The sequence below is a fragment of the Pseudomonas reidholzensis genome (assembly GCF_900536025.1).
GTDB classification, from domain to species: domain Bacteria; phylum Pseudomonadota; class Gammaproteobacteria; order Pseudomonadales; family Pseudomonadaceae; genus Aquipseudomonas; species Aquipseudomonas reidholzensis.
On the sequence record NZ_UNOZ01000013.1, the window covers coordinates 98,772 to 124,395 of the forward strand.

Consider the following 25,624-nt stretch of genomic DNA (forward strand, 5'->3'; position numbering starts at 1 on the left):
CTGAAGGATTTGCAATGACCCGTCTCCGTGTCCTCTGTGCCGCCGTAGCCCTGGCCTGTGCCAGCGGCCAGGTACTCGCTGCCACTCCTGCCCACAACCAAGCCGCCGAGCGATTCCTGACCCTGGCCAACGCCGACAAGCTGGGCACCCCGGTGTACATGCAAGTCCAGCAGATGTTTGCCCAGCGCTTCGAGCAGACCAAGGCCCCGGCCGCCAAGAAAGCCGTGCTCGACAGCTACCAGGCCAAGGCCAACGCCGCCCTGGACAACGCCATCGGCTGGAAGAAGATCAAGCCGAAGATGGTCGACCTGTACACCGCGACCTTCACCGAAGCCGAGCTGAAGGACCTGGTCAAGTTCTACGAGTCGCCGCTGGGCAAGAAAGTCCTCCAGCAGATGCCCAAGGTCACCCAGCAGTCGGCCCAGCTGACCCAGCAGAGCCTCGAGCCTGCCGTGCCGGTGGTCAACAAGCTGCTCGACGACATGACCAAGGAACTCGACCCCAACGCTGGCAAAGCCGCTCCAGCGAAGAAGTGAGTAGCACCCGATGAACATGCAGCAACGCATCGAACAGCAGCTGGCGCCCCTGGGCTCGCAACACCTCGAGGTGTTGAACGAGAGCCACATGCACAGCCGTGGCCAGGAAAGCCACTACAAGGCGGTGCTGGTCAGCGAGCAGTTCGCTGGCCTCAACAGCGTCAAGCGGCACCAGAAGGTGTACGCCACGATGGCTGAGCTGATGGGCGAGATTCATGCCCTGGCGATCCACACCTACACCCCCGAGGAGTGGGCCCAGGTCGGCGCCGCGCCGGCCTCGCCGGTGTGTGCCGGTGGCGGGCACTGAATCCTCGCTGGCATTCTGGTAAACTGCCCAACGCGCCGCTTGTCGGCGCGTTTTTATTTGTCATTCCGGTCCGCCCCTTACGAGGGTGACCACCTGGAGAAAAGCATTCATGTCCCAAGCTATCGTCGTGGCGGCGCTGTACAAGTTCGTCACCCTGGAAGACTACGTCGAATTGCGCGAGCCGCTGCTCAAGGCGATGCTCGACAACGGCGTCAAAGGCACCTTGTTGATCGCCCTCGAAGGCATCAACGGCACCGTCTCTGGCACCCGTGAAGGCATCGATGGCCTGCTCGCCTGGCTGCGCAGCGACGCTCGCCTGGTGGACATCGACCATAAAGAGTCGTACTGCGACGATCAGCCGTTCTACCGCACCAAGGTCAAGCTGAAAAAAGAGATCGTCACCCTCGGCGTGGCGGGCGTGGACCCTAACCACAAGGTCGGCACCTACGTCGACCCGAAAGACTGGAACGCCCTGATCAGCGACCCTGAAGTGCTGCTGATCGACACCCGCAACGACTACGAAGTGGCGATTGGCACCTTCAAGGGCGCCCTCGACCCGAAGACCGAGTCGTTCCGCGAGTTCCCCGAGTACATCAAGGCCAACTTCGACCCGAGCAAGCACAAGAAGGTGGCGATGTTCTGCACCGGTGGCATCCGTTGCGAAAAAGCCTCCAGCTACATGCTCGGTGAAGGCTTCGAGGAGGTCTATCATCTTAAAGGCGGGGTCCTCAAATACTTCGAGGAAGTCGCCCAGGAAGAAAGCCTGTGGGACGGTGACTGCTTCGTCTTCGACAACCGGGTCACGGTGCGCCATGACCTGACCGAAGGTGAATACGACCAGTGCCATGCCTGCCGCCACCCGATCAACGTGGAGGACCGTGCGTCCGAACACTACTCGCCCGGTGTCAGCTGCCCGCATTGCTGGGACAGCCTGAGCGAGAAGACCCGACGCAGCGCCATCGACCGGCAGAAGCAGATCGAGCTGGCCAAGGCGCGTAACCAGCCTCACCCGATCGGCTTCAACTACAAAGCCGAGGCCTGATGCATGACTGCACGCCTGCTCTATGTGATGGACCCGATGTGCTCCTGGTGCTGGGGTTTCGCGCCAGTGGCCGAGGCGTTGATCGCCCAGGCGGCCGCGGCCGGCGTGCCGACCCGCCTGGTGCCGGGCGGGTTGCGCTCGGCCAGCAGCGCGCTGGATGCCTCGACCCGTCGTTACATCCTCGAGCACTGGCAGGCGGTCGCCGAGGCGACCGGCCAGCCGTTCGCGTTCGACGGCGCGCTGCCGGACGGTTTCGTCTATGACACCGAGCCGGCCTGCCGGGCGCTGGTCGCGGCCCGCGAGCTGGACGCCGGGCGCAGCTGGCGCCTGCTCGGCCTGATCCAGCGAGGCTTCTATGAACAAGGCCTGGACGTGACCCGCGCACCGCAACTGGTCGACCTTGCCGAACAGGCAGGCTTTGACCGCGCGGCGTTCTCCGAAGCCTTGATCCGCAGTGAAACCCGCACCGCCACCACGGCCGACTTCAGCTGGGTGCAGGACCTGGGCATTGCCGGCTTCCCGACCCTGCTGGCCGAACGCAATGGCCAGCTGGCGCTGCTGACCAACGGTTACCAGCCGCTCGACCGCCTGCAACCGCTGCTTGGTCGCTGGCTGCAGCAGGCCGCCTGTGCTTGACCTGCCCGGGTCGCCCGACCCGGTGCCAGGGAAGCCTCAGGCTGTGGCCGATCGACTGAGCTGGGCGGAGATCCGCCGGCTGGCCCTGCACCACCGCAAAGCCCTGTGGACCGCCAACCTGATCGCCGTGCTGGCCGCCCTGTGCAGCGTGCCGATCCCGTTGCTGCTGCCGCTGCTGGTCGACGAAGTGCTGCTGGGCAACGGTGACGCTGCCCTCAAATGGATGAACAACCTGCTGCCGACCGATTGGCAGCAGGCCACCGGCTACATCGGCCTGATGCTCGGCGCCACGCTGTGCCTGCGCATGGCCGCGCTGGCCTTCAACGTGGTCCAGGCCAGGCTGTTTGCGGGGCTGGCCAAAGACATCGTCTACCGCCTGCGGATCCGCCTGATCGAGCGGCTCAAGCGCATCTCGCTGAAGGAATACGAAAGCCTGGGCAGCGGCACGGTGACCACCCACCTGGTCACCGACCTGGACACCCTCGACAAGTTTGTCGGGGAAACCCTCAGCCGCTTCCTGGTGGCCGTGCTGACCTTGACCGGCACTGCGGCGATCCTGATGTGGATGCACTGGCAGCTGGCCTTGCTGATCCTGTTGTTCAACCCGCTGGTGATCTACTTCACCGTGCAGTTGGGCAAGCGCGTCAAACACCTGAAAAAACTCGAGAACGACAGCACCGCACGCTTTACCCAGGCGCTGACCGAGACCCTCGACGCCATCCAGGAGGTGCGCGCCGGCAACCGCCAGGGCTACTTCCTCGGCCGGCTGGGCCTGCGCGCCCGCGAGGTGCGTGACTTTGCCGTGGCCTCGCAGTGGAAGAGCGATGCCAGCGGCCGGGCCAGCGGGCTGCTGTTCCAGTTCGGTATCGATATCTTCCGCGCCGCGGCCATGTTGACCGTACTGTTCTCCGACCTGTCGATCGGCCAGATGCTGGCGGTGTTCAGCTACCTGTGGTTCATGATCGGCCCGGTCGAGCAGCTGTTGAACCTGCAATACGCCTATTACGCCGCCGGTGGCGCGCTGAGCCGGCTCAACGAGCTGCTGGCGCGTGACGACGAGCCGCAGTATGCGGCGGCCAGCGACCCGTTCAGCGGGCGCGCAACGGTCGGCATCGAGGTCCGCGACCTGCGCTTCGCCTACGCCGACGAGCCGGTGCTGGAGCACTTGGACCTGACCATCGCGCCCGGTGAAAAAGTGGCGATCGTCGGCGCCAGTGGCGGCGGCAAGAGCACCCTGGTGCAACTGCTGCTGGGCCTTTATAGCGCCCAGGCCGGGACCATTCGTTTCGGCGGCGCGAGCCTGCAGGAGATTGGCCTGGAGACCCTGCGCGAGAACGTGGCGGTGGTGTTGCAGCATCCGGCGCTGTTCAACGACAGCGTGCGCGCCAACCTGACCATGGGCCGTGACTGCACCGACGAGGCCTGCTGGCAGGCGCTGCGCATCGCCCAGCTCGAGGCCACCATCGCGGCCTTGCCGCAGGGCCTGGACAGCGTCGTCGGCCGCTCTGGCGTGCGCTTGTCCGGCGGCCAGCGGCAGCGCCTGGCGATTGCCCGGATGATCCTCGCCGAGCCCAAGGTGGTGATCCTCGATGAAGCCACCTCGGCCCTGGATGCCGCGACCGAGTACAACCTGCACCAGGCGCTCGCGCGTTTTCTCAGTGGCCGCACCACGCTGATCATCGCTCACCGGCTGTCGGCGGTGAAGCAGGCGGACCGGGTGCTGGTGTTCGATGGCGGGCATGTGGCTGAAGACGGCGACCACCAGCAGCTGATTGCCGAGGGTGGGTTGTATGCCAAGCTGTATGGGCATCTGCAGCAGACCTGAGATTCGCCTGATCAGTGCGGCCCCATCGCGGGCAAGCCCGCTCCTACAGGGTTTAGCGCGGTTACTGTAGGAGCGGGCTTGCCCGCGATGGCGTCGCTACTGGCGAGCACAAAACCGACGTTTTGGCTTGTCATCAAAATCCCCCTCACACCTATGGCAAATGGCCTACGCTGTGCTTGTCTGGGTCGATTTGTGCCTTATCTGCCGACGTGACAGGGACTCCATGAAGGGAACTCGTATTCTCGAAGCGCCAAGGCTTCTGGGCATTATCTGGCCCTTCGTCGCCGTTGTGGTTCTCCAGGTCCTGCTGGGCAGTCTGAGCCTTTACACGCTCTCGGCGGTGCGCGCCTACGTGGCGGGCGAGAGCCTCTGGTCCAAGGCGCAGAAAGACGCCATCTATTACCTCAGCCTGTACGCCGAAAACCCCGACGAACGCACCTTTCAGCGCTACCGCCAGGCGATCACCGTGCCCCAGGGCGACCATGAGCTGCGCGTCGCCCTCGACCAGCCCACGCCGGACCTCGACGCTGCGCGCGCGGGCATCCTAAAGGGCGGCAACCACCCCGAAGATGTCACGCGGATCATCTGGTTCTACCGTAACTTCCGGCACATCAGCTACATGGAGACCGCCATCGCCTTCTGGGATATCGGCGATGACTTCCTGCGTCAGCTCGACCTGCTCGCCGACGAGATGCGCGCCACGTTCGCCGTCGGCCCACCCAGCGCACGCCAGGTCAGCGACTGGAAGGCCCGCATCGTGACCATCAACGAAGGCGTCACGCCCGCCGCCAAGGCGTTCAGCGACGCCTTGGGCGAAGGCTCGCGGATGGTGCTCAAGGTTCTGCTGATCACCAACCTGCTCACCGCGCTGTTCCTGATCACCATTGCCTGGCGCCGTTCGAGCAAGTTGCTCGCCCAGCGCCAGGCCTTCGCCACCGCGTTGCAGGCGGAAAAGAACCGCGCCCAGGTCACCCTCGAGGCGATTGGCGATGCGGTGATCACCGCCGACGTCGAGGGCCACATCGTCTTCATGAACCCCGCCGCCGAACAGTTGAGCCATTGGCAGGCTGGCTCGGCCCAGGGCCTGCCGTTGACGGCGCTGTTCACCCTGATCGACGAGCATGCCGAGCGTGACGAGCGCAGCCTGGTCGAGCAGGTGCTCAGTGGCAGCCTCAGGGGCGGGGCCGAGCATGCGCGGCTGATCCAGCGCCTGGACGGCAGCACGGTGTCGGTCAACCTGGTCGGCTCGCCGATCGTCAACGCCGGGCAGGTCAGCGGCATTGTCCTGGTGCTGCACGACATGACCCAGGAGCGCCAGTACATCGCCAACCTGTCGTGGCAGGCGACCCATGACGCGCTGACCGGGCTGGCCAACCGCCGCGAGTTCGAATACCGCCTGGAGCAGGCGCTCAACGGCCTGGCGCGCCAGGCCGGGCGGCATTCGCTGATGTTTCTCGACCTCGACCAGTTCAAGCTGGTCAACGACACCTGCGGGCATGCCGCGGGGGATGAACTGCTGCGGCACATCTGCGCGGTGTTGCAGTCGTGCCTGCGCGAAGGCGATACCCTGGCGCGGCTGGGCGGCGACGAATTTGGCGTGCTGCTCGAAAGCTGCCCGCCGGACCAGGCCGAACGCATCGCCGAGCAACTGCGCCAGGCGGTGCAGACCTTGCATTTTGTCTGGAAGGGGCGGCCGTTCATCACCACCGTGAGCATTGGCCTGGTGCACATCGCCCAGGCCCCCAGCACCCTCGAGACGTCGTTGCGGGCGGCCGACATGGCCTGCTACATGGCCAAGGAGAAGGGTCGCAACCGGGTCCAGGTGTACCACGCCGACGACAGCGAGCTGTCCATGCGCTTTGGCGAAATGGCCTGGATCCAGCGCCTGCACGTGGCCCTCGAAGAAAACCGCTTTTGCCTGTACGCCCAGGAAATCGCCCCGCTCAGCGCCCAGGACAGCCCCGGCCACATCGAGATCCTGCTGCGCCTGCACGACGAGAGCGGCCGCACCATATTGCCCGACAGCTTCATTCCGGCCGCCGAGCGCTATGGGCTGATGACCTCGCTGGACCGCTGGGTGGTGCGCAATGTGTTCCAGGTCATTCGCCAGTGCCTGGACGAAGGCCGCCCCGGCCCGTTGGCCATGTGCGATCAACCTGTCGGGTTCGAGCATCGGTGACGATGAATTTCTCGATTATTTGCAGGGGCTGCTCAAGGAATTTGCCATCCCACCGCGGATGATCTGCTTTGAAATCACCGAAACCATCGCCATCGCCAACCTCGGCAGCGCGATCCGCTTCATCAATGAATTGAAAGGCCTGGGCTGTCGCTTCTCGCTGGATGACTTCTGCGCCGGAATGTCGTCATTCGCCTATTTGAAACATTTACCCGTCGACTACCTGAAGATCGACGGAAGTTTCGTCAAAGACATGCTGGATGATCCTATCAATCGGGCTATGGTTGAAGTGATCAATCACATCGGTCATGTCATGGGCAAGCGCACGATTGCCGAGTTTGTCGAAACACCATTGATTGAGCAGGCCCTGCAGGAAATCGGCGTGGATTACGCCCAGGGGTATCTGATCGAGCGACCGCAGGTGTTCACCTGCGACAGCCTGCAGCGTCAACGGATCGCTGCACGGCCGCTACTGCAGAGGGCGCCAGGGACGTTTCGCTGAGGGTTGCAGGCAAATCACAGGGAACCAAGGAGCTGACAGTGATTGATGCATTCATTCGGATCGGGCCATTGATAGATCCCGCCAGTTACCCGCTGTGGGCCCAACAAATGATCGAAGACTGCCGCGAGAGCAAGCGGCGGGTGGTCGAGCACGCGTTCTACCAGCGGCTGCGTGACGGCCAGCTGCGGCCGGCAACCATTCGCCAGTACCTGATCGGTGGCTGGCCGGTGGTCGAGCAGTTTTCCCTGTACATGGCGCATAACCTGACCAAGACCCGCTTCGCCCGTCACCCGGGCGAAGACATGGCCCGGCGCTGGCTGATGCGCAATATCCGCGTCGAGCTCAACCATGCCGATTACTGGGTGCACTGGTGCCAGGCGCATGGCGTGACGGTCGGTGACCTGCAGGCGCAGGAGGTGCCGGCCGAGCTCAATGGCTTGAACGACTGGTGCTGGCGGGTGTGTGCGACCGAATCGCTGGCCTTGGCGATGGCGGCGACCAACTATGCGATCGAAGGGGCGACGGGGGAGTGGTCGGCGGTGGTGTGTGCGGGGGATGCCTATGCCGAGGGCTTCCCGGAAGCGAACCGCAAGCGCGCCATGAAGTGGCTGAAGATGCATGCCCAGTATGACGATGCGCACCCGTGGGAGGCGCTGGAGATCATCTGCACCCTGGTCGGTGAGAGCCCGACCCCGCTGTTGCGCGCCGAGCTGCGCAAGACGGTGTGCAAGAGTTATGACTGCATGTACCTGTTCCTCGAGCGCTGCATGCAGCTCGAGCAACGCCAGGCCGGCCGCACCCGCCTGGGCCTTGCGGCAGGCTGAAGATCTTCACTGGCCTCTTCGCGGGTAAACCCGCTCCCACAGGATTCGAGGTGCACACCAATTCGAGGTGCACATAAATCCTGTGGGAGCGGGTTTACCCGCGAAGAGGCCAGTCAAGGCACCAGAGATCTACTGGGCGTTAAAGGCTTGCCCATTCACCCCGGTACTGTCCGGCCCCATCAGGTACAGGTACACCGGCATGATCTCCTCAGGCAGCGGATTGTCCTGCGGATTCTCACTCGGATACGCCAACGCCCGCATGGCCGTGCGCGTCGCCCCCGGGTTGACGCTGTTCGAGCGCACCGGCGCGACATTCTCCAGCTCATCGGCCAAGGTCTGCATCAGCCCCTCGGTGGCAAACTTCGACACCCCATACGCACCCCAGTAAGCCCGGCCCTTGCGCCCGACGCTGCTGGAGGTGAACACCACCGACGCATCCTCGGACAGCTTGAGCAACGGCAGCAGGGTGCTGGTGAGCATGAACGTAGCATTCACGTTGATGTGCATCACCCGCATGAAGTTGTCGCCCGACAGCTGCTCCAGTGGCGTGCGCGGGCCAATGATCGAGGCGTTGTTGAGCAGGCCGTCGAGGCGCCCGAAGTCGTTCTCGATCATCACCGCCAGCTCGTCGTACTGGTGAGCCAGGGCGGTTTCCAGGTTGAACGGGATCACCACCGGCTGCGGGTGCCCGGCGGCCTCGATCTCGTCATACACCTCGTTGAGGTTGGCCTCGGTCTTGCCCAGCAACAGCACGGTGGCGCCAAGTGCGGCATAGGCCTTGGCGGCGGCGGCACCAATGCCGCGGCCGGCGCCGGTGACCAGGATGACCCGGCCAGCGAGCAGGTCGGGGCGGGCGGTGTAGTCGAACATGAGGTCTGTCCTTCGAATAGGTTGAGACGGTCGCGGGTCAGCAGCCGCAGAGCGCGCTGTCGAGTACCTTGCGCAGCTCCAGCGGGTGGTCCACCACCACGTCCGCGCCCCAGTTGTTGGGGTTGTCCTCAGGATGAATATAGCCGTAGCGCACCGCGGCGGTACGGGTGCCGGCGTCGCGGCCCGACTCGATGTCGCGCAGGTCGTCACCGACGAACAGCACGCTGGCCGGGTCCAGGTCCAGGGTCTTGCAGGCCAGGATCAGCGGCTCCGGGTCAGGCTTGCTGTTTTTCACGTGGTCCGGGCAGATCAGCAGGGCAGAGCGCTCGGCCAGGCCCAGGCGCTGCATGATCGGTTCGGCGAAACGCAGCGGCTTGTTGGTCACCACGCCCCAGATCAGGCCGCCCTTCTCGATGTCGGCGAGCAGCTCGGCCATGCCGTCGAACAGCTTGCTGTGCACCGCGCAATCCCGCTGGTAGCGCTCCAGGAACTCCAGGCGCAGGGCCTCGAAGCCCTCGGCGGCCGGGTCCATGGCAAAGGTCGCGGCGACCATCGCCCGGGCGCCGCCGGAAATCACGTCACGCACCAACCTGTCGTCGATGGCCGGCAGGCCGCGCTCGGCGAGCATGGCCTGGCAGATGGCGATGAAGTCCGGCGCGGTGTCCAGCAGCGTGCCGTCCATGTCGAAGAGTACTGCTCGCAAACGCATGCTCATTCCTCGCGCAGGGTCTGGATCATGTAGTTGACGTCAACGTCGCTGCTCAGCTTGTAGTGCTTGGTCAGCGGGTTGTAGGTCAGGCCAGTGATGTCTTTGACTTCCAGCCCTGCCGCACGGCTCCAGGCGCCGAGCTCGGACGGGCGGATGAACTTCTTGAAGTCGTGGGTACCACGCGGCAGCATCTTGAGGATGTACTCGGCGCCGATGATCGCCAGCAGGTAGGCCTTGGGGTTGCGGTTGATGGTCGAGAAGAACACCTGGCCGCCCGGCTTGACCATGCGGTAGCAGGCGCGGATCACCGAAGACGGGTCGGGCACGTGCTCGAGCATCTCCAGGCAGGTGACCACGTCGAACTGCTCGGGCATCTCTTCGGCGAGGGCCTCGGCGGTGATCTGCCGGTAGTCGACTTCGACGCCCGACTCGAGCTGGTGCAGGCGGGCCACGGCCAGCGGTGCTTCGCCCATGTCGATGCCGGTCACGGTGGCGCCACGCTGGGCCATGGCTTCACTGAGGATGCCGCCGCCACAGCCCACGTCGAGGACCTTCTTGCCGGCGAGGCTGATGCGCTCGTCGATCCAGTTGACCCGCAGCGGGTTGATGTCGTGCAGCGGCTTGAACTCGCTCTCGCGGTCCCACCAGCGGTGGGCCAGGGCCTCGAACTTGGCGATTTCGGCGTGGTCGACGTTGCTCATTGAACAAATCCTCTGAATCTTCGATAAAAGGTGTCACAGGGCGGCAGCTGGGTAGCGCTGCCGGCCGGTCATTCTTTGCCTGCGATGCGTGCGCCCCAGGCGCGCGCCATGGCCGTCAGGGCCGCTTCGTCCATGCGGGTCAGGCGGCGCTCGTCGAGCAGCTGCTGGCCGGCCACCCACAGGTGCCGCGCGCAGTCGCGGCCGGTGGCGTAGATCAATTGTGAAACCGGGTCGTGCACCGGCTGCTGGGCCAGGCCCGACAGGTCGAAGGCCACCAGGTCGGCGGCCTTGCCGACTTCCAGCGAGCCGATGGTCGCCTCCAGGCCGAGCGCGCGGGCGCCGTTGAGGGTGGCCATGCGCAGCGCCCGGTGGGCGTCCAGGGCCGTCGCCGAACCGGCTACCGCCTTGGCCAGCAGGGCCGCGGTGCGGGTTTCGCCGAGCAGGTCGAGGTCGTTGTTGCTGGCCGCACCGTCGGTGCCCACCGCGACATTGACGCCGGCCTGCCACAAGCGCTCGACCGGGCAGAAGCCGCTGGCCAGCTTGAGGTTGGACTCCGGGCAGTGGACCACGCTGGTGTTGCTTTCTACCAGCAGCGCGAGGTCATCGTCGCTGATCTGGGTCATGTGCACGGCCTGCAGGTTCGGCCCCAGCAAGCCCAGCCGGGCCAGGCGCGACAACGGCCGCTCGCCGTGTGCGGCGACGGCCTGTTCGACTTCGCCGGCGGTTTCGTGGATGTGCATGTGCAGCGGCGCGTCGAGCTGGTCGGCGATCACCCGGATCTTCTCCAGGTTCTCGTCATTGACCGTGTACGGCGCGTGCGGGCCGAGGGCAATGCTGATGCGCGGGTGGTGGCGCAGCTCGCCGAACAGCTCGATGGCCTGGTGCAGGCCTTCGTCCGGGGTGCGCGCGCCGGGGATCGGGAAGTCCAGCAGGGGCACCGCGATTTGCGCGCGGATGCCGCTGCGGTGCACCCGGTCGCAGGCCTCGCGGGGGTAGAAGTACATGTCGGCAAAGCACGTGATGCCGCCTTTGAGCTGCTCGGCGATCGCCAGGTCGGTGCCGTCGCGCACGAAGCCTTCGTCGACCCAGCGGCCCTCGGCCGGCCAGATGTGCTCCTGCAGCCAGGTCATCAGCGGCAAATCGTCGGCCAGGCCGCGGAACAGGGTCATGGCCGCATGGCCGTGGGCGTTGACCAGCCCCGGGCACAGCAGGCAGTCGGGCAGTTCGCGCACTTCAAGCGCTGTAGGCGCCCGCTCGCGTGGGCCGATCCAGGCGATCAGGCCGTCGCGCAGGCCCAGGGCATGGCCTTCCAGTACCACGCCGGCCGGCTCCACGGGTACCAGCCACGCCGGCACCAGCAGCAGGTCGAGGGGGGCAGTGGATGTGGGCATGCGGCGCTTACCTGCAACGTTTGGGCGGAACGCGCAGTATACCCGAGCGCCCACGGCAGAGGCTCGCTATAATCGCCGGCTTTTGATGACCGAACGACGGGGAGAGGCGATGCGCGAGCGACTTTTGGCGGCGGAGAAGGTGACCGGCATCCAGTGGCGTGACGGCACCCTGCATCTGCTCGACCAGCGCCTGCTGCCGTCCGAGGAGCGTTGGCTGGCGTGCGACGATGTGGGCCAGGTGGTCGAGGCGATCCGCACGATGGTCGTGCGTGGCGCGCCGGCCATCGGCATCAGTGCCGCCTATGGGCTGGTCCTGGCCCTGCGCGATCGGCTGGCCGAGGGTGAGTGGGAAGAAGCCATCGAGGAAGACTTCCTCGACCTGGCCGAGTCCCGGCCGACCGCCGCCAACCTGTTCGGTGCGCTCAACCGCATGCGTGACCGGCTGCAGCGCCTGCGCCCTGACGAAGACATCCTGGCGGCCATGGAAGCCGAGGCCCTCGCGATCCACGAGAGTGATCGCGAGGCCAACCTGACCATGGCCCAGTACGGCATCGACGTGATCCGCCGTCACCAGGGCAACGAGCAGACCGTGCTGACCCACGGCAATGCCGGCGCCCTCGCCAGCGGTGGTTTCGGCACCGCGCTGGGGGTGATTCGCGCGGCCTACCTCGAAGGCATGGTCGAGCGGGTGTATGCCGGCGAGACCCGCCCGTGGCTGCAGGGCTCGCGGCTGACCGCCTGGGAGCTGGCCCAGGAGGGCATCCCGGTGACGCTGTGCGCCGACTCGGCGATGGCGCACCTGATGAAGGTCAAGGGCATTACCTGGGTGGTGGTGGGGGCTGACTGCATTGCCGCCAATGGTGATGTGGCGGCGAAGATCGGTACCTATCAGCTGGCCGTGGCGGCGATGCACCATGGCGTGCGCTTCATGGTCGTGGCGCCGAGCACCAGCATCGACCTGAACCTGGCCACCGGCGATGACATTCCGCTGGAAGAGCGCGATGCCGATGAGTTGCTGGATGTGGCAGGGACGCGGGTGGCGGCGGATGTCGACGTGTTCAATTCGGTGTTCGATGTGACCCCGGCCGACCTGGTCGATGTGATCGTGACTGAAAAGGGTGTGGTTGAAAGGCCGGATACCGCCAAGATCGCCCAATTGATGTGCCGCAAGCGCCTGCACTGATCGGGCTCCGTGTCGTCCTTTTCGCGGGTGAACCCGCTCCCACAGGGTTTGGTGTGATCCCGGGCTGCGGTGATCACTGTGGGAGCGGGTTTACCCGCGAAAAGGGCGACACGGATTGATGTTCCGGGCCCAATCGACAGCATCCTGCCATCTCTCCCATCTACACCGCCTATGTGATACCATCCGGCAGTTTCCAAGGCCGCTCGTTTGTGCGGTCTTCATTGCGCAGATCCAAGGCACAACCTATTGATTTGTCGTAAGTCGTCGCACCACTGTGCGCTGCGGCGACGAGCTTCGTTCGTCCTCTGGGGACTTGGACGAGGTTTCACCAGAAAAAGGAATCAGGCTTCTCATGGGCGAACTGGCCAAAGAAATCCTCCCGGTCAATATCGAAGACGAACTGAGACAGTCTTACCTCGACTACGCGATGAGCGTGATTGTCGGGCGTGCACTGCCCGATGCGCGTGACGGCTTGAAGCCCGTGCATCGCCGCGTTCTGTTTGCGATGAGCGAGCTGGGCAACGACTGGAACAAACCGTACAAGAAGTCCGCCCGTGTGGTCGGTGACGTTATCGGTAAGTACCACCCGCACGGCGACACCGCGGTCTACGACACCATCGTGCGTATGGCCCAGCCGTTCTCGCTGCGCTACCTGCTGGTCGACGGCCAGGGCAACTTCGGTTCGGTCGACGGCGATAACGCCGCGGCGATGCGATACACCGAAGTGCGCATGTCCAAGCTGGCACACGAGCTGCTGGCCGACCTGCACAAGGAAACCGTCGACTGGGTGCCCAACTACGACGGCACCGAGCTGATCCCGGCGGTCATGCCGACCCGGATTCCCAACCTGCTGGTCAACGGTTCCAGCGGTATTGCCGTGGGCATGGCGACCAACATCCCGCCGCACAACCTCGGCGAAGTGATCGACGGCTGCCTGGCACTGATCGACAACGCGGAAATCACCATCGATGAGCTGATGCAGTTCATCCCTGGCCCGGACTTCCCGACTGCCGGCCTGATCAACGGCCGCTCTGGCATCATCGAGGCCTATCGTACCGGCCGTGGCCGCATCTATATGCGCGCCCGCTCCGAGATCGAAGACATCGACAAGGTCGGTGGTCGTCAGCAGATCATCATCACCGAGCTGCCGTACCAGCTGAACAAGGCTCGCCTGATCGAGAAGATCGCCGAGCTGGTCAAAGAGAAGAAGCTCGAAGGCATCAGCGAGCTGCGCGACGAGTCCGACAAGGACGGTATGCGCGTGGTCATCGAGCTGCGTCGCGGCGAAGTGCCAGAGGTGGTGCTCAACAACCTCTACTCGCAGACCCAGCTGCAAAGCGTGTTCGGCATCAACATCGTCGCCCTGATCGACGGCCGGCCGAAGCTGCTGAACCTCAAGGACCTGCTCGAAGCGTTCGTCCGTCACCGCCGTGAAGTGGTGACCCGCCGGACCGTGTTCGAGCTGCGCAAGGCCCGTGAACGTGGCCACATCCTTGAAGGCCAGGCGGTCGCGCTGTCCAACATCGACCCGGTGATCGCCCTGATCAAGGCCTCGCCGACGCCGTCGGAAGCCAAGGAAGCCCTGGTCTCGATGGCCTGGGAATCCAGCGCCGTGCAGGTCATGGTCGAGCGCGCCGGTGCCGACTCGTGCCGCCCGGAAACCCTCGACCCGCAATACGGCATGCGCGACGGCAAGTACTTCCTGTCGCCCGAGCAGGCCCAGGCCATTCTCGACCTGCGCCTGCACCGCCTGACCGGCCTGGAGCACGAGAAGCTGCTGGCCGAGTACCAGGAGATCCTCGAGCAGATCGGCGAGCTGATCCGCATCCTCAGCAGCGCCGAGCGCCTGATGGAAGTGATCCGCGAAGAGCTCGAAGCGATCCGCGCCGAATACGGCGACGTGCGCCGCACCGAGATCCTCGATGCCCGCCACGACCTCAGCTACGGCGACATGATCCCGGAAGAAGAGCGCGTGGTGACCATCTCCCACGGCGGCTATGCCAAGACCCAACCGTTGACCGCGTACCAGGCCCAGCGCCGTGGCGGCAAGGGCAAGTCTGCGACCGGTGTCAAGGACGAGGACTACATCGAACACCTGCTGGTCGCCAACAGCCACGCCACCCTGCTGCTGTTCTCCAGCAAGGGCAAGGTGTACTGGCTGAAGACCTACGACATCCCGGAAGCCTCGCGTGCTGCCCGTGGCCGTCCGCTGGTCAACCTGCTGCCGCTGGAAGAAGGCGAAGGCATCACCGCGATGCTGCAGATCGACCTCGAAGCGCTGCAACAGAGCGCCGGTGCCGATGAAGAGCTGGAAGACGGCGACGACACCGTGCTCGAAGGCGAAGTGATCGAGCCCGAAGAAATCGACGAAGAAGACGGCGACACCCCGGAATGGGCTGCCGATCCGACGGGCGCGTACATCTTCATGGCAACCGCTTCGGGTACCGTCAAGAAGACCCCGCTGGCTCAGTTCGCCCGTCCGCGCACCAGCGGCCTGATCGCCCTGAAGCTCAAAGAGGGTGACACCCTGATCGCCGCGGCCATCACCGACGGCGCCAAGGAAGTCATGATGTTCTCCGACGCCGGCAAGGTCATCCGCTTCGCCGAGAGCGTGGTCCGTGAAATGGGCCGTACCGCCCGTGGCGTGCGTGGCATGAAACTGGGCAAAGGTCAGCGGATCATCTCCATGCTGATCCCCGAGTCCGGCGCGCAGATCCTCACCGCCTCCGAGCGTGGCTTCGGCAAGCGCACCCCGCTGTCCAAGTTCCCGCGTCGCGGGCGTGGTGGCCAGGGCGTCATCGCCATGGGTACCAAGGGCCGTAACGGCCTGTTGGTCGGCGCGATCCAGGTTCAGGAAGGCGAAGAGATCATGCTCATCTCCGACCAGGGCACCTTGGTCCGCACCCGCGTCGGTGAGGTCTCCAGCCTGGGCCGTAACACGCAGGGCGTGACCCTCATCAAGCTGGCGAGCGACGAGACCCTGGTAGGCCTGGAGCGGATTCAGGAGCCGTCCGAAGACCTCGATGAACTGATCGAGGGCGAGGAGGGCGTCGAGCTCGACGCGCTGGACGCGGCGGATGACGACGCCGGCGCCGCCGAAGAGGCGCCTCAGGAATAACACAGCGCAACAACCCGGGCGGGGCGACCATGGTCGCCCCGCTTACTGATCAGAGCAGAGCGAGAGTGGATGTGAGCAAACGAGCCTTTAACTTCTGCGCAGGCCCTGCTGCGCTTCCTGAAGCTGTCCTGCAGCGTGCCCAGGCCGAAATGCTGGACTGGCACGGCAAGGGTCTGTCGGTGATGGAGATGAGCCATCGCAGCGACGACTACGTGGCCATCGCTGAAAAGGCCGAGCAGGACCTGCGTGACCTGCTGTCCGTCCCCTCCAATTACAAAGTCCTGTTCCTGCAGGGCGGTGCCAGCCAGCAGTTCGCCGAGATCCCGCTGAACTTGCTGCCGGAAACCGGCACGGCCGACTACGTCGAAACCGGTATCTGGTCGAAAAAAGCCATCGAAGAAGCGCGTCGCTTCGGCAACATCAATGTCGCCGCCAGCGCCAAGCCGTTCGATTACCTGGCCATCCCAGGCCAGAACGACTGGAACCTGACCAAGAACGCCGCCTACGTCCACTACGCTTCCAACGAAACCATCGGCGGCCTGCAGTTCGACTGGGTCCCTGAGACCGGTGACGTACCGCTGGTCGTCGACATGTCGTCCGACATTCTCTCGCGTCCGATCGACGTCTCGCAGTACGGCCTGATCTACGCCGGCGCGCAGAAGAACATCGGCCCGAGCGGCCTGGTGGTGGTGATCGTGCGTGAAGACCTGCTCGGTCGCGCGCGCAGCAGCTGCCCGACCATGCTCGACTACAAGGTCTCGGCCGACAACGGCTCGATGTACAACACTCCGGCCACCTATTCCTGGTACCTCTCGGGCCTGGTCTTCGAGTGGCTCAAGGAGCAGGGTGGCGTCGAGGCCATGGAGCAGCGCAACCGCGCCAAGAAAGAGCGCCTGTACGGGTTTATCGACGCCAGCGAGTTCTACACCAACCCGATCAGCGTCAACGCCCGTTCGTGGATGAACGTGCCGTTCCGCCTGGCCGACGAGCGCCTGGACAAGGCCTTCCTGGCCGGTGCCGACGCCCGTGGCCTGCTCAACCTCAAGGGCCATCGCTCGGTGGGTGGCATGCGCGCCTCGATCTACAACGCCCTGGGGCTGGATGCGGTCGAAGCGCTGGTCGGCTACATGGCTGAATTCGAGAAGGAGCACGCTTGATGTCCGACCAGGAACTCAAGGCCCTGCGCGTCCGCATCGACAGCCTCGACGAGAAGATCCTCGAGCTGATCAGCGACCGCGCCCGCTGCGCCCAGGAAGTCGCTCGGGTCAAGATGGCCTCGCTCGCCGAGGGCGAGGTGCCAGTGTTCTACCGCCCTGAGCGTGAAGCTGCCGTGCTCAAGCGCGTCATGGATCGCAACAAAGGCCCGCTGGGCAACGAAGAGATGGCGCGCTTGTTCCGCGAAATCATGTCGTCGTGCCTGGCCCTGGAGCAGCCGCTCAAAGTCGCTTACCTCGGCCCGGAGGGGACCTTCACCCAGGCCGCGGCGATGAAGCACTTTGGTCACGCCGTGATCAGCCGCCCGATGGCGGCGATCGACGAAGTGTTCCGCGAAGTGGCCGCCGGTGCGGTCAACTTTGGCGTGGTGCCGGTGGAAAACTCCACTGAAGGTGCGGTCAACCACACCCTCGACAGCTTCCTCGAGCACGACATGGTGATCTGCGGTGAAGTCGAGCTGCGCATCCACCACCACCTGCTGGTGGGCGAGAGCACCAAGACCGACAGCATTACCCGCATCTATTCCCACGCCCAGTCGCTGGCCCAGTGCCGCAAGTGGCTGGACGCGCATTACCCGAACGTCGAGCGCGTGGCGGTTGCGAGCAACGCCGAGGCGGCCAAGCGGGTCAAGAGTGAGTGGAACTCGGCGGCGATCGCCGGTGACATGGCGGCCAGCCTGTACGGTTTGACCCGCCTGGCCGAAAAAATCGAGGACCGCCCGGACAACTCCACGCGCTTCCTGATGATCGGCAGCCAGGAAGTGCCGCCGACCGGCGACGACAAGACCTCGATCATCGTTTCGATGAGCAACAAGCCGGGTGCGCTGCATGAGCTGCTGGTGCCGTTCCATGACAATGGCATCGACCTGACCCGGATCGAGACGCGTCCTTCGCGTAGCGGGAAGTGGACGTATGTGTTCTTCATCGACTTCGTCGGCCATCACCGTGATCCGCTGATCAAGGCGGTGCTGGAGAAGATCAGCCAGGACGCCGTTGCGCTGAAAGTGCTGGGCTCGTATCCGAAGGCGGTACTCTGAGGTTGAGGCTGGCCTGTGCGCCATTGGGGCTGCTGCGCAGCCCTTCGCGGGCAAGCCCGCTCCTACACGGTCATCGCGCCCCCTGTAGGAGCGGGCAAGCCCGCTCCTATAAGGTCACCGCGACCCCTGTAGGAGCGGGCTTGCCCGCGATGGGGTGCGTAGCGCCCCCAGGCAGTTTCACAGACCAGCATGGTTTGATCCGGCATGTCATTGCCGTTCTGTACAGGGTTCGCACTCGTGGTTGATGTGGTAGCAAACAAATCCGCGCCGATTATCGGCCGCCTGGTCGTCGTCGGCCTCGGCCTGATCGGCGGCTCGTTCGCCAAAGGCCTGCGTGAAAGCGGCCTGTGCCGCGAAGTGGTCGGCGTCGACCTCGATGCCCCATCGCGCAAACAGGCCGTGGCCCTCGGCGTGGTCGATCGCTGCGAAGAAGACCTCGCCGCCGCCTGCGTCGGCGCCGACGTGATCCAGCTGGCCGTGCCGATCCTGGCCATGGAAAAAGTCCTCGCGCGCCTGGCCCAACTCGACCTCGGCAATGCCGTGATCACCGACGTCGGCAGCGCCAAGTGCAACGTCGTGCGCGCCGCCCGCGAAGTGTTCGCCGGGCGCCTGCCGCGCTTCGTCCCCGGCCACCCCATCGCCGGCTCCGAGCAGAGCGGGGTAGAAGCCTCCAATGCCGCGCTGTTCCGCCGGCACAAAGTCATCCTCACGCCATTGGCCGAGACCGACCCCGCCGCACTGGCGCTGGTCGACCGCCTGTGGCGCGCGCTGGACGCCGATGTCGAGCACATGACCGTCGAACGCCATGACGAAGTCCTGGCCGCCACCAGTCACCTGCCGCACCTGCTGGCCTTCGGCCTGGTCGATTCGCTGGCCAAGCGCAATGAAAACCTCGAAATCTTCCGGTACGCTGCGGGAGGCTTCCGCGATTTCACGAGAATCGCCGGCAGCGACCCGATCATGTGGCACGACATCTTCCTCGCCAACCGCGAGGCGGTCCTGCGCACGCTAGACACATTTCGCAGCGACCTCGACGCCTTGCGCGACGCGGTCGATGCAGGGGATGGGCACCAGTTGCTCGGGGTATTCACCCGCGCTCGGGTTGCCCGCGAGCATTTCAGTAAAATCCTGGCCCGCCGGGCCTATGTGGACGCTATGAACGCCAACGATCTGATTTTCCTGGCCCAACCTGGTGGCCGCGTGTCCGGACGGATCCGCGTTCCAGGCGACAAATCGATTTCCCATCGCTCGATCATGCTCGGCTCGCTGGCCGAAGGCACCACTGAAGTCGAAGGCTTCCTCGAAGGCGAGGACGCCCTGGCGACCTTGCAGGCCTTCCGCGACATGGGTGTGGTCATCGAAGGCCCGAACCATGGCAAGGTCACCATTCATGGTGTCGGCCTGCACGGCCTCAAGCCGCCACCGGGGCCGATCTACGTCGGCAACTCCGGCACCTCGATGCGCCTGCTGTCGGGCCTGCTGGCAGGCCAGCCGTTCGACGTCACCATGACCGGCGACGCCTCGCTGTCCAAGCGCCCGATGGGCCGCGTGGCCAACCCCCTGCGCGAGATGGGCGCCGTGGTCGAGACCGGCCCGGACGGCCGTCCGCCGCTGACCATTCGCGGTGGGCAAAAGCTCAAGGCCCTGACCTACACGCTGCCGATGGCCAGCGCTCAGGTCAAGTCGTGCCTGCTGCTGGCCGGCCTGTACGCCGAAGGCGTCACCACCGTGACCGAGCCCGCGCCGACCCGCGACCACACCGAGCGCATGCTCCGTGGCTTCGGCTACGCCGTCGAGTCCAACGGCCCGGTCGCCTCGCTGCAAGCGGGCGGCAAGCTCAGCGCGACCCGTATCGAAGTGCCGGCAGACATCTCTTCTGCTGCGTTCTTCCTGGTGGCCGCGTCGATCGCCGAAGGTTCGGAGCTGGTCCTCGAACACGTCGGCATCAACCCGACCCGTACCGGCGTGATCGACATCCTGCGCCTGATGGGCGGCGACATCACCCTGGAAAACCAGCGTGAAGTCGGCGGCGAGCCGGTGGCTGACCTGCGTGTGCGCGGCGCCAAGCTCAAAGGCATCGAGATCCCTGAAGAGCTGGTACCGCTGGCGATCGACGAATTCCCGGTGCTGTTCGTGGCGGCTGCGTGTGCCGAAGGGCGCACCATCCTGCGTGGCGCCGAAGAGCTGCGGGTCAAGGAATCCGACCGCATCCAGGTCATGGCCGACGGCCTGATCACCCTGGGCGTGAAGTGCGAGCCAACCCCGGACGGCATCATCATCGACGGCGGCCCGATCGGCGGCGGTGAAGTGCACGGTCACGGCGACCACCGTATCGCCATGGCCTTCAGCATCGCCTCGCTGCGCGCCACGGCGCCGGTCCGCATCCACGACTGCGCCAACGTCGCCACCTCGTTCCCGAACTTCCTCGCGCTGTGCGCCGAAGTCGGCATCCGCGTTGCCGAAGAGGGTAAATCGTGAACCTGCACGCCCCCGTCATCACCATCGACGGGCCGAGCGGCTCGGGCAAGGGCACGGTAGCCGGCCTGATCGCCCGCGAGCTCGGCTGGCGCCTGCTGGACTCCGGCGCGCTGTACCGGTTGCTGGCGTTCAACGCCTCCAACCACGGCGTCGACCTGACCAACGAAGAGCTGCTCAAGGCGCTGGCCGCCCATCTGGATGTACAGTTCATCGCGGCCGAGCCCGGTAAGCTTCAACAGATCATCCTCGAGGGTGAGGACGTCAGCAATGTCATCCGCACCGAGACGGTCGGCGCCGGCGCCTCGATGGTCGCCTCGCTGCCCGCCGTGCGCGAAGCCTTGCTGCAGCGTCAGCGGGCCTTCCGCGAAGCCCCCGGGCTTATCGCCGATGGCCGTGACATGGGCACCGTGGTGTTCCCTGACGCACCCTTGAAAGTGTTCCTCACCGCCAGCGCGGAGGAGCGTGCCCGACGCCGCTATTTGCAGTTGAAGGGCAAGGGCGAAGATGTTAGTCTGGCGAGTCTCCTGGATGAGATACGTGCACGCGATGAGCGTGACACCCAGCGTGCAGTGGCCCCGCTCAAGCCGGCGGCCGATGCGATTCAGCTGGACTCTACCGAGTTGTCCATCGAGCAGGTGTTGCAACGCATCAGAAGTGAGCTCGCCCTTCGCGATCTCATTTGATGACAGGAAGGTAAGCAGGGGCACCAGTCAACGTCCTGCTTGCACTCCTTTACATAACGAAACCCACATTGTCTGGAATGTGGCTACGGGCGTCTGTTTCGCCCAAATCTACAGGAATTAAAATGAGCGAAAGCTTTGCAGAACTCTTTGAAGAAAGCCTGAAAACCCTCAATCTTCAGCCGGGTGCGATCATCACCGGTATCGTTGTCGACATCGACGGCGACTGGGTTACCGTACACGCTGGCCTGAAGTCCGAGGGCGTCATCCCGCTCGAGCAGTTCTACAACGAAGCTGGCGAGCTGACCATCAAGGTCGGTGACGAAGTTCACGTTGCGCTGGACGCGGTCGAAGACGGCTTTGGCGAAACCAAACTGTCCCGTGAAAAAGCCAAGCGCGCCGAGTGCTGGATTGTTCTGGAAGCAGCTTTCGCCGCCGAAGAAGTTGTCAAGGGCGTTATCAACGGTAAGGTTAAAGGCGGCTTCACTGTCGACGTTAACGGTATCCGTGCGTTCCTGCCAGGTTCGTTGGTTGATGTCCGCCCAGTGCGCGACACCACCCACCTCGAAGGCAAAGAGCTGGAATTCAAGGTCATCAAGCTGGACCAGAAGCGCAACAACGTCGTTGTTTCGCGTCGCAGCGTCCTGGAAGCCGAGAACAGCGCCGAGCGTGAAGCTCTGCTCGAAACTCTGCAAGAAGGCCAGCAAGTCAAAGGTATCGTCAAGAACCTCACCGACTACGGCGCCTTCGTGGACCTGGGCGGCATCGACGGCCTGCTGCACATCACCGACATGGCTTGGAAGCGTATCAAGCACCCGTCGGAAATCGTCAACGTTGGTGACGAAGTTGATGTTCGCGTCCTGAAGTTCGACCGTGAGCGCAATCGCGTTTCCCTGGGTCTGAAGCAGATGGGCGAAGATCCGTGGGTTGCTATCACTGCACGCTACCCAGAAGGGACTCGCGTACAGGCTCGCGTTACCAACCTGACCGACTACGGCTGCTTCGCTGAGCTGGAAGAAGGCGTTGAAGGTCTGGTACACGTTTCTGAAATGGACTGGACCAACAAGAACATCCACCCGTCGAAAGTCGTTCAGGTTGGCGACGAAGTGGAAGTCATGGTTCTGGACATCGACGAAGAGCGTCGTCGTATCTCCCTGGGCATCAAGCAGTGCAAGTCCAACCCATGGGAAGACTTCTCCGGCCAGTTCAACAAGGGTGACAAGATCACCGGTACCATCAAGTCGATCACCGACTTCGGTATCTTCATCGGTCTGGACGGCGGCATCGACGGCCTGGTTCACCTGTCCGACATCTCCTGGAACGAAACCGGCGAAGAAGCCGTACGTCGTTTCAAGAAGGGCGACGAGCTGGAAACCGTCATCCTGTCGGTCGACCCAGAGCGCGAGCGCATCTCCTTGGGCATCAAGCAGCTGGAAGACGATCCGTTCTCCAACTTCGTTGCTGTCAATGACAAGGGCGCTATCGTCAAGGGCATCGTGAAAGAAGTTGACGCCAAAGGCGCCATCATCACCCTGGCCGACGACATCGAAGCCACTCTGAAAGCTTCCGAAATCAGCCGTGACCGCGTTGAAGACGCGCGTAACGTCCTGAAGGAAGGCGAAGAGATCGAAGCCAAGATCATCAGCGTTGACCGTAAGTCGCGCGTGATCAGCCTGTCGATCAAATCGAAAGACGACGCTGAAGAGCGTGAAGCTATCCAGAGCCTGAAACAGGCTCCAGAAGCTGCTGCCGACACCACCATGGCTGCGCTGCTGCGCGAAGCAATGGCCAAGCAGAACTGAGTTCTGTTTGATCGGTAGAAAAAGGGCGACTTAGGTCGCCCTTTTTTATTATCTGCATTTTATGGGTCCGCGTAGGAGCGGGCTTGCCCGCGATGGCCTCAGATCGGATATCGCATTCCCCCCGCGTAAACCCCCGCCCCAAACCCGCGCACAGCCCCCATTCCCTCTGCACCAATCTTGAATTTTTTTATTAAGTCAAGAAGCGCCCTGTTCAAATCTCCCAGAGCGTGCTACAAACTGGTTAAGCAATGATCTAGCTGCTTGATAACGAAGGGAAAAATATGACGAAGTCGGAGCTGATCGAACGTATTGTCACCCATCAGGGGCTGCTCTCGTCCAAGGACGTGGAGCTGGCCATCAAGACCATGCTTGAGCAGATGGCCCAATGCCTGGCCACCGGCGATCGCATCGAGATCCGCGGTTTTGGCAGCTTCTCGCTGCATTATCGTGCGCCTCGCGTCGGCCGCAACCCCAAGACCGGCCAGTCGGTGAGCCTCGAAGGCAAGTTCGTGCCGCACTTCAAACCGGGCAAGGAGTTGCGCGACCGGGTCAATGAAGAAGAGCATGAGGCCCACACCTGAACAACGGAAGGATCACTCCGATGCGTAACCTCAAGCGCGCCCTGGCGGTGCTGTTCGTCCTGCTGCTCGCCGCGGTGGTGCTGTTCTTCGTGTTGGAGAACCAGCAAGCCGTCGCACTCAACCTGTTGGGCTGGTCAGCCCCGGCGGTACCCGTCGCAGTGCCGGTGATCGCAGCCCTGGTCGTTGGCCTGGCCGTCGGCCCCTTGCTCGGCGCCTACGGCGTGATGCGCAGCAAGCGCAAGATCCGCGCGACCACCCGCCAAGCCGTGCTGGCGGAAGGTTAGGACTAATCCTACAAGCTTGATCGAACATGCCTGACTAGAGGTGCACCTGAATACATGAGGTAATTCGGGGCTTCCTCGTCGACCCGTCAGGTGTGCTCCGCATGGACTATCCCGTTCTGTCGCACCACGGAGGCACCCGCGGTGTCACCGGTTCCTGCCACCGTCTGCATCTCGATAGCGCCACCAGCCTGCTGGTCGATTGCGGCCTCGAGCAAGGCGCGGACGCTCCGCCAGAAGCCCCGTCAACGCCCTTGGGCTTCGACATCGGCGGCATCTGCGCGCTGATCGTCACCCACGTCCACCTCGACCACGTCGGCCGCATCCCTGCACTGCTCGCCGCCGGTTACCAAGGCCCGATCTTCTGCAGCAAGCCCTCCGCCAAACTGTTGCCCCTGGTCCTCGAAGATGCCTTCAGGCTTGGCATCAGCAGCGAGCCTGAGCACGTCGCAAGTTTTCTCGAGCGTCTGCACCGCCTGATCACCCCCATCTCCTTTGACCGATGGCACTGCCTGGTCGAGCGGGTTGACCTGCAGTGTCGCATCCGCCTGCGGCGCGCCGGCCATTTGTTGGGCTCTGCGTACATCGAGTGTGATGTCTCGCCCGTGGGCGCTGTCGCTACGCGCGTCGTCTTCTCCGGTGACCTGGGCGCGCCTGCCGGCTCGCTGCTGCGTCCCGTCGAGCCCCCGGTGCGGGCGGACCTGCTGGTGCTCGAGAGCACTTACGGTGATCGACTACATCCCGACCGCAGTCAGCGCCAGTCGCAGCTGGAGGCGGCCATCGACCGCGCGCTCGCCGACAACGGCACGATCCTGATACCGGCCTTCAGCCTGGGGCGCACCCAAGAGCTGCTCTACGAACTCGAAGACATTTTGCACCGCAAGGCGCTGCGCGTTGGCGCGGGCGAGGACCCGGTCGACTGGGGGCAGCTACCGATCATTCTCGACTCGCCGCTTGCCCAGCGGATTACCCAGGTGTATCGCGAGTTGCATGAATTCTGGAGTGACGAGGCGAGGCAGCGGTTGGGGGCTGGGCGTGATCCGCTGGGGTTTGGGCAGTTGGTAAGCATTGATAGCCATGCGCAGCATGAGCGGGTGGTGAACTACTTGAGGAGTACGGGGAGGCCGGCGATTGTCATTGCCGGCAATGGGATGTGTTCGGGTGGGCGGATCGTGAACTACCTGAAGGCCATGCTCGGGGATGCGCGGCATGAGGTGCTGTTTGTCGGGTATCAGGTGAGGGGTACGCCGGGGGCGCGGATTCAGGCTTGTGAGGGGATGCAGGGGGATGTGGGGGTTGATGTGTGGGGGGAGCGGTATGTGCTGCGGGCCAAGGTGGTGACTTTGGGTGGCTATTCGGGGCATGCGGATCAGGCGGGGTTGGTGGGGTTTGCGATGGGGGGGAAGAGTCCTGCGAAGCGGGTGGTGTTGGTGCATGGGGAGGCTGGGGCGAAGCGGGTGCTAGCCGACGCGCTCCGTAAACGACATCCAGAATGGGCGGTTGTAAGCGGTGTCACAATTGCATGACCCGTCGACGAAGTTAGGGTGGGTAGCCGCCGAACGTGGGAGCTTGCTCATCTCGGCTATCTCTACTATTGGTTAATGCGAATGTGCAAATCTGGGCAGGCACACTCACGGATTGCCGCTACGCTTGAGGCGAGGGTGCAATCCCCTTTTTGAGCTCGGCATTGGCAGCCGGGGAGTGGATGCAGTTCGACTGACTCGAGGGAAA

The 25,624-nt window shown here is 64.1% G+C and carries 20 protein-coding genes and 1 pseudogene; 17 read left to right on the plus strand and 4 right to left on the minus strand.

All coding sequences use genetic code 11. From position 1 onward, the window contains the following. Positions 1-14: 14 nt before the first annotated feature. The 7 genes and pseudogenes from CCOS865_RS08410 to CCOS865_RS08440 all read left to right on the plus strand — a co-directional run bounded on the left by CCOS865_RS08410 (position 15) and on the right by CCOS865_RS08440 (position 7,848). Entirely contained in the window at positions 15-536 is a 522-nt protein-coding gene (locus tag CCOS865_RS08410) for a DUF2059 domain-containing protein (protein ID WP_119139711.1), read from the plus strand. 10 nt (positions 537-546) lie between these two features. Then, a complete protein-coding gene (locus tag CCOS865_RS08415; RefSeq protein ID WP_119139713.1) occupies positions 547-843 on the plus strand; it encodes a BolA family protein in 297 nt (98 codons plus the stop codon). A gap of 109 nt (positions 844-952) precedes the next feature. Beyond that, on the plus strand, positions 953-1,885 hold the full coding sequence (trhO, locus tag CCOS865_RS08420) for an oxygen-dependent tRNA uridine(34) hydroxylase TrhO (protein WP_119139715.1): 933 nt from the start codon (positions 953-955) through the stop codon (positions 1,883-1,885). Positions 1,886-1,888: 3 nt separating this feature from the next. Then, entirely contained in the window at positions 1,889-2,521 is a 633-nt protein-coding gene (locus CCOS865_RS08425; RefSeq protein WP_119139717.1) for a DsbA family protein, read from the plus strand. Then, entirely contained in the window at positions 2,514-4,346 is a 1,833-nt protein-coding gene (locus CCOS865_RS08430; RefSeq protein WP_119139719.1) for an ABC transporter ATP-binding protein, read from the plus strand. The genes CCOS865_RS08425 and CCOS865_RS08430 overlap by 8 nt, the downstream gene beginning before the upstream one ends. A gap of 223 nt (positions 4,347-4,569) precedes the next feature. Then, positions 4,570-7,024 (plus strand): annotated as a pseudogene (locus CCOS865_RS08435) (EAL domain-containing protein). Positions 7,025-7,062: 38 nt separating this feature from the next. Then, the gene (locus CCOS865_RS08440) at positions 7,063-7,848 is read left to right on the plus strand and encodes an iron-containing redox enzyme family protein (protein WP_119139721.1); all 786 of its coding nucleotides are present in this window, start codon (positions 7,063-7,065) and stop codon (positions 7,846-7,848) included. Positions 7,849-7,977: 129 nt separating this feature from the next. On the opposite strand, the gene CCOS865_RS08445 is transcribed toward CCOS865_RS08440, so the two are convergent. From CCOS865_RS08445 to CCOS865_RS08460, 4 genes are all read right to left on the minus strand, one after another. Next, positions 7,978-8,718: a YciK family oxidoreductase gene (locus tag CCOS865_RS08445; RefSeq protein ID WP_119139723.1), complete on the minus strand. Its 741-nt coding sequence runs from the start codon at positions 8,716-8,718 to the stop codon at positions 7,978-7,980. 37 nt (positions 8,719-8,755) lie between these two features. Beyond that, the gene (gene mupP / locus CCOS865_RS08450) at positions 8,756-9,427 is read right to left on the minus strand and encodes an N-acetylmuramic acid 6-phosphate phosphatase MupP (protein ID WP_119139725.1); all 672 of its coding nucleotides are present in this window, start codon (positions 9,425-9,427) and stop codon (positions 8,756-8,758) included. A gap of 2 nt (positions 9,428-9,429) precedes the next feature. Further along, entirely contained in the window at positions 9,430-10,128 is a 699-nt protein-coding gene (ubiG, locus tag CCOS865_RS08455; RefSeq protein WP_119139727.1) for a bifunctional 2-polyprenyl-6-hydroxyphenol methylase/3-demethylubiquinol 3-O-methyltransferase UbiG, read from the minus strand. Positions 10,129-10,196: 68 nt separating this feature from the next. Continuing rightward, positions 10,197-11,519, minus strand: coding sequence for a TRZ/ATZ family hydrolase (locus CCOS865_RS08460; protein ID WP_119139729.1), 1,323 nt, complete (start codon positions 11,517-11,519; stop codon positions 10,197-10,199). Between the two features lie 109 nt (positions 11,520-11,628). Between CCOS865_RS08460 and mtnA the strand changes: the two genes are divergently transcribed. The 10 genes from mtnA to CCOS865_RS08510 all read left to right on the plus strand — a co-directional run bounded on the left by mtnA (position 11,629) and on the right by CCOS865_RS08510 (position 25,419). After that, positions 11,629-12,702: an S-methyl-5-thioribose-1-phosphate isomerase gene (mtnA, locus tag CCOS865_RS08465; RefSeq protein WP_119139731.1), complete on the plus strand. Its 1,074-nt coding sequence runs from the start codon at positions 11,629-11,631 to the stop codon at positions 12,700-12,702. A gap of 352 nt (positions 12,703-13,054) precedes the next feature. Beyond that, entirely contained in the window at positions 13,055-15,820 is a 2,766-nt protein-coding gene (gene gyrA / locus CCOS865_RS08470) for a DNA gyrase subunit A (RefSeq protein WP_119139733.1), read from the plus strand. 71 nt (positions 15,821-15,891) lie between these two features. Continuing rightward, positions 15,892-16,977, plus strand: a complete 1,086-nt coding sequence (gene serC / locus CCOS865_RS08475; RefSeq protein WP_119139735.1) for a 3-phosphoserine/phosphohydroxythreonine transaminase — start codon at positions 15,892-15,894, stop codon at positions 16,975-16,977. Further along, on the plus strand, positions 16,977-18,071 hold the full coding sequence (pheA, locus tag CCOS865_RS08480) for a prephenate dehydratase (RefSeq protein WP_119139737.1): 1,095 nt from the start codon (positions 16,977-16,979) through the stop codon (positions 18,069-18,071). Before serC ends, pheA begins: the two co-directional genes overlap by 1 nt. A gap of 204 nt (positions 18,072-18,275) precedes the next feature. After that, the gene (locus tag CCOS865_RS08485; protein ID WP_119139739.1) at positions 18,276-20,549 is read left to right on the plus strand and encodes a bifunctional prephenate dehydrogenase/3-phosphoshikimate 1-carboxyvinyltransferase; all 2,274 of its coding nucleotides are present in this window, start codon (positions 18,276-18,278) and stop codon (positions 20,547-20,549) included. Beyond that, complete coding sequence (gene cmk, locus CCOS865_RS08490) at positions 20,546-21,232, plus strand: (d)CMP kinase (protein WP_119139740.1); 687 nt, start codon at positions 20,546-20,548, stop codon at positions 21,230-21,232. Before CCOS865_RS08485 ends, cmk begins: the two co-directional genes overlap by 4 nt. Positions 21,233-21,354: 122 nt before the next feature. After that, on the plus strand, positions 21,355-23,031 hold the full coding sequence (rpsA, locus tag CCOS865_RS08495; protein WP_119139742.1) for a 30S ribosomal protein S1: 1,677 nt from the start codon (positions 21,355-21,357) through the stop codon (positions 23,029-23,031). A gap of 281 nt (positions 23,032-23,312) precedes the next feature. Further along, a complete protein-coding gene (gene ihfB, locus CCOS865_RS08500; RefSeq protein WP_119139744.1) occupies positions 23,313-23,612 on the plus strand; it encodes an integration host factor subunit beta in 300 nt (99 codons plus the stop codon). Positions 23,613-23,632: 20 nt separating this feature from the next. Next, positions 23,633-23,896, plus strand: coding sequence for a lipopolysaccharide assembly protein LapA domain-containing protein (locus CCOS865_RS08505; RefSeq protein ID WP_119139746.1), 264 nt, complete (start codon positions 23,633-23,635; stop codon positions 23,894-23,896). Between the two features lie 101 nt (positions 23,897-23,997). Then, positions 23,998-25,419, plus strand: coding sequence for an MBL fold metallo-hydrolase (locus tag CCOS865_RS08510; protein ID WP_119139748.1), 1,422 nt, complete (start codon positions 23,998-24,000; stop codon positions 25,417-25,419). Positions 25,420-25,624: the final 205 nt, after the last annotated feature.

Bases quoted from the DNA above. Each gene is read 5' to 3' on its own strand.
- CCOS865_RS08410 (WP_119139711.1), top strand. From the start codon at position 15: ATGACCCGTCTCCGTGTCCTCTGTGCCGCCGTAGCCCTGGCCTGTGCC.
- CCOS865_RS08415 (WP_119139713.1), top strand. From the start codon at position 547: ATGAACATGCAGCAACGCATCGAACAGCAGCTGGCGCCCCTGGGCTCG.
- trhO (WP_119139715.1), top strand. From the start codon at position 953: ATGTCCCAAGCTATCGTCGTGGCGGCGCTGTACAAGTTCGTCACCCTG.
- CCOS865_RS08425 (WP_119139717.1), top strand. From the start codon at position 1,889: ATGACTGCACGCCTGCTCTATGTGATGGACCCGATGTGCTCCTGGTGC.
- CCOS865_RS08445 (WP_119139723.1), bottom strand. From the start codon at position 8,718: ATGTTCGACTACACCGCCCGCCCCGACCTGCTCGCTGGCCGGGTCATC.
- mupP (WP_119139725.1), bottom strand. From the start codon at position 9,427: ATGCGTTTGCGAGCAGTACTCTTCGACATGGACGGCACGCTGCTGGAC.
- ubiG (WP_119139727.1), bottom strand. From the start codon at position 10,128: ATGAGCAACGTCGACCACGCCGAAATCGCCAAGTTCGAGGCCCTGGCC.
- CCOS865_RS08460 (WP_119139729.1), bottom strand. From the start codon at position 11,519: ATGCCCACATCCACTGCCCCCCTCGACCTGCTGCTGGTGCCGGCGTGG.
- mtnA (WP_119139731.1), top strand. From the start codon at position 11,629: ATGCGCGAGCGACTTTTGGCGGCGGAGAAGGTGACCGGCATCCAGTGG.
- gyrA (WP_119139733.1), top strand. From the start codon at position 13,055: ATGGGCGAACTGGCCAAAGAAATCCTCCCGGTCAATATCGAAGACGAA.
- pheA (WP_119139737.1), top strand. From the start codon at position 16,977: ATGTCCGACCAGGAACTCAAGGCCCTGCGCGTCCGCATCGACAGCCTC.
- CCOS865_RS08485 (WP_119139739.1), top strand. From the start codon at position 18,276: ATGTCATTGCCGTTCTGTACAGGGTTCGCACTCGTGGTTGATGTGGTA.
- rpsA (WP_119139742.1), top strand. From the start codon at position 21,355: ATGAGCGAAAGCTTTGCAGAACTCTTTGAAGAAAGCCTGAAAACCCTC.
- ihfB (WP_119139744.1), top strand. From the start codon at position 23,313: ATGACGAAGTCGGAGCTGATCGAACGTATTGTCACCCATCAGGGGCTG.
- CCOS865_RS08505 (WP_119139746.1), top strand. From the start codon at position 23,633: ATGCGTAACCTCAAGCGCGCCCTGGCGGTGCTGTTCGTCCTGCTGCTC.
- CCOS865_RS08510 (WP_119139748.1), top strand. From the start codon at position 23,998: ATGGACTATCCCGTTCTGTCGCACCACGGAGGCACCCGCGGTGTCACC.